Annotated in this window: 1 protein-coding gene; it reads left to right on the forward strand. The window is 36.7% G+C overall.

What is annotated here, in order from left to right; genetic code table 11:
• The coding region (locus tag V7164_RS17750) for a hypothetical protein (protein WP_335354756.1) at nt 1–210 on the forward strand (210 nt) is incomplete at its 5' end.
• Between the last annotated feature and the right edge of the window lie 19 nt (nt 211–229).

A 229-nucleotide genomic window follows, 5' to 3' on the forward strand; every position in this document is an offset into this window, starting at 1 on the left:
ATCGAAGATATCATCGAAGAAATCATCGAAGTCGCTTCTTCTTCTTTCGAATTCATCTTCAAAGCGAGGCATAAATTCAACCTCCTTCCATTTCAGATGTTCTTTGAGAAAAAGGGACGATTACCTAAACTAACCGGCATTTTACAAGTTAATAGTTGTCTCACACAAAAAAAGCTCTCATACAATGATGAGGAAAGTGCAACCCACTAAGACCAAAATAAATCTACTG

Origin of the sequence: Bacillus sp. JJ1474 (assembly GCF_036965225.1) — a bacterium.
In the GTDB taxonomy this organism is placed as follows: Bacteria; Bacillota; Bacilli; order Bacillales; family Cytobacillaceae; genus Cytobacillus.